Genomic DNA, 2797 nt, shown 5'->3' on the forward strand with positions numbered 1-2797 from the left:
GTGCGTATTTCGGCGAATGTGACCGGTCATTTCGGCGCATCGTGACCGGTGGGCTGAGCGATGTTCTCAGCGCCGTTTCGGTAACGTGACCGCCCGTTTCGGCGATCGTGACCGCCGTGATGCTGGCGGTGCTGCGTAGGGGGTTGAGTTTACGGTTTTGGAGAGGCTGTCAGGTCTTCATGGGGGTCCTTGATGGTCGTTTTTGAAACGGTTGCAGTGCGCGCCGTGCGGCCCGTTCGTCGCGACTCGCCGTCCAGGCTGAAGCGCCGGCAACTCTGCAGCAACCGGTCCAGAATGGCGTCGGCAACGGTGGGGTCGCCCAGCCAGGCGTGCCAATGCTCGATGGGCAATTGGTGGGCGATGATGGTGGCGCGCTGCCCCACCCGGTCATCGATGACCTCCAGCAAATCGGCACGCGTGGCGGCGTCCAGGTGTCCGATGCCCCAGTCGTCCAGCACCAGCACGTCGATCTTGGCGAGTTGCTGTAGCCAGCGTCGGAAGCTGCCGGCCCCATGCAAGATGCGCAGCTCTTCTGCCAGTCGAGGCACGCGCAAGTACAGCGCGGAGCGACCTTGCCGGCACGCGTATTGGGCCAGCGCACACGCCAGCCAAGTCTTGCCCAAGCCTGTGGCACCGGCCAGGGTCACCGTCTCGCCGCGATCGATCCAGGTGGACAGCGCAAGGCCCATGAGGGCCGGACGGTCCATTCCCCGGATGCCCTCGAAGCTGGCGTCCTCCAAGGTGGCCGAGGGGTACTTGAGCTGCGCCTGTTGCAGCAGACGCGCTCGCTTGCGGTCACTGCGGGCGTAGACCTCGCGCTCGACCAGCAAGGCCAGGCGCTCATCAAAGGACAGATTCAGGCAGTCGGCCTGTTCGTGTTGCTGTTGCAAGGCATCGGCGAAGCCCACGAGTTTGAGTGAGCGCAGCTGGGCGATGGTGGTGTTGTTGAGCATGGTGATGATGTCCTGAAGCCGTGGATTGGAGATAGAAACAATGGTGGCAGTGGCGGCGGCGGCGGCGGTGGCGCCACCTCACTGGTAGTAGCCCGGGCCGCGCAGATTGGCGTGCGCCGGGCTGGTCCAGTCCGACTCGGACTGGGGCGTGATCTGGTCACAGTTGTTGGCCAGCAAGTCACGCACATGGCTGTAGCGCAATGTGCCCAGGGCCAACGCCCGCTCGCAGGCGGCCTCCAGTCGCACCGGGCCGTACCTCTTGGACAGGCTCAGCAAACCCAGGCAAGACCGGTAGCCATGCTCGGGATGCTTGTAGGTCTGCAGCAAACGGGTGATCAACTCACCGCAGGCCACACCGATGCGCTGCCCCCATTCGATCAGGCGCTGTGGCGTCCACTCCATGTGGGCGCGGTGGGCCGCGGGCATGTGTGCCTCCACGGTAGAGAAACCCCCACGCTTGTCGCTGCGCGCGTGGGCGGCCACGCGCTGGCCGCGCAAGAGCAACTCGATGCCGCGCCCGGTCATGCGAGCCTCCAGCGTCTGACCGACCAGCGGGTGCGGTGCGCTGTAACGATGACCGTCGATCTCGACGTGGTAGTCGATATGGACCTTCACGGTCTTGAAGCGCGCGAGTTCATAGGGTTGCTGCGGCAGCGGCATCAGGGCTGGGGCGTCCAGCTCGGCGAACACACTGGCGCGACTGCCCGCCAGCTTCTGAAACGGCCGCTCGTTCAGGCTGGGGAGCAGCTGCGCAATGGCCGCGTCAACCTGAGCGACGCTCTCAAATCGCTGGTGGCGCAGCCTGGCCAGGATCCAGCGTGTGACGACCTGAACCGAGCTCTCAGCCGTGGCCTTGTCGCGCGGCGTGCGTGGGCGCGCAGGCAGCACCGAGGTGCCGTAGTAGCGGGCCAGGTCCTGCACCGTCTCGTTGGCACGTGGCTCGTAACGGTCTGGCGAGGCGATCACGGCACGGGCGTTGTCAGGCACGATGAGCTGCGGCACACCCCCGTAGAAGTGCAGAGCGCGCACCATGCCCTCGACCCAGTCATCCAGGCGCTGCGCGGGCGTGGCGCAGGCAAAGACGCAACTGGAGGCGGCCATGGCCGAGACGAAGACCTGGGCACGGGCGCCATCGCGCAAGGGCACCGTGGAGCCAGCGAAGTCGATGAACAGCTTCTCGCCGGCGCGCCGGTGCTGGCGCATCGAGCGCTTGAGGGTTTGGGCGAAGTCCTTGTAGTGACCGCAGAACTGGGTGTAGCGCCAGGTACGACCATGGGGATGGGCCTCCACGTACTCCTGCCACAGCAGCATGAGTGTCACGCCCTTGCGGTCGAGTTCGCGGTGGATGCGGCCCCAGTCGGGGGTGATGTAGGGCTGGGAGGTGGTGGCCTTGGGCAGCAGGGCGGAGGTCAGTCGCTGCTCGCTCCAATCCTGGACAGTCTCCCAATCCAGGCCAGCAGCATGGGCCAGGCCAACGTACTTGGCCACGGCCCCTTTGGAGATGTTGAGGGTGGCGGCGACTTGCTCGTGAGAGAGGTCGGCCTGCCACTTCAGGCGGATAACGTCTTTGATCATGCGTAGAGAAATTCGAGGTTTGGGCATCCGGCTCCTGAAGGCAAAAGCCGTCGAGGTTAGGACGCCCGGGTTGAGTTCTCTACGCAGCACCGCCTGGCTTCAGATCCCACAAAAACGTGGGCTGAAACGGCGGTCACGATGACCGAAATGATCGGTCACGTTGCCGAAACGGCCGGTCACGATGAACCGACAACGGAGTCGGTCACGATGGGCCGAAATCCTCGGTCACGATACCGAAACCAGCGGTCACGTTGGTCCGAAATACCCAC

The 2797-nt window shown here is 64.9% G+C and carries 2 protein-coding genes; both read right to left on the minus strand.

The window, feature by feature from the left end; genetic code table 11:
• Positions 1 to 149: 149 nt before the first annotated feature.
• Entirely contained in the window at positions 150 to 953 is an 804-nt protein-coding gene (gene istB / locus K225_RS0119040) for an IS21-like element helper ATPase IstB (protein WP_008904314.1), read from the minus strand.
• A 78-nt stretch (positions 954 to 1031) separates the two neighbouring features.
• Positions 1032 to 2555: an IS21 family transposase gene (gene istA, locus K225_RS0119045; protein WP_026437811.1), complete on the minus strand. Its 1524-nt coding sequence runs from the start codon at positions 2553 to 2555 to the stop codon at positions 1032 to 1034.
• Positions 2556 to 2797 lie beyond the last annotated feature (242 nt).

This window comes from Acidovorax sp. JHL-9 (assembly GCF_000426205.1).
GTDB classification, from domain to species: Bacteria; Pseudomonadota; Gammaproteobacteria; order Burkholderiales; family Burkholderiaceae_C; genus Acidovorax; species Acidovorax soli.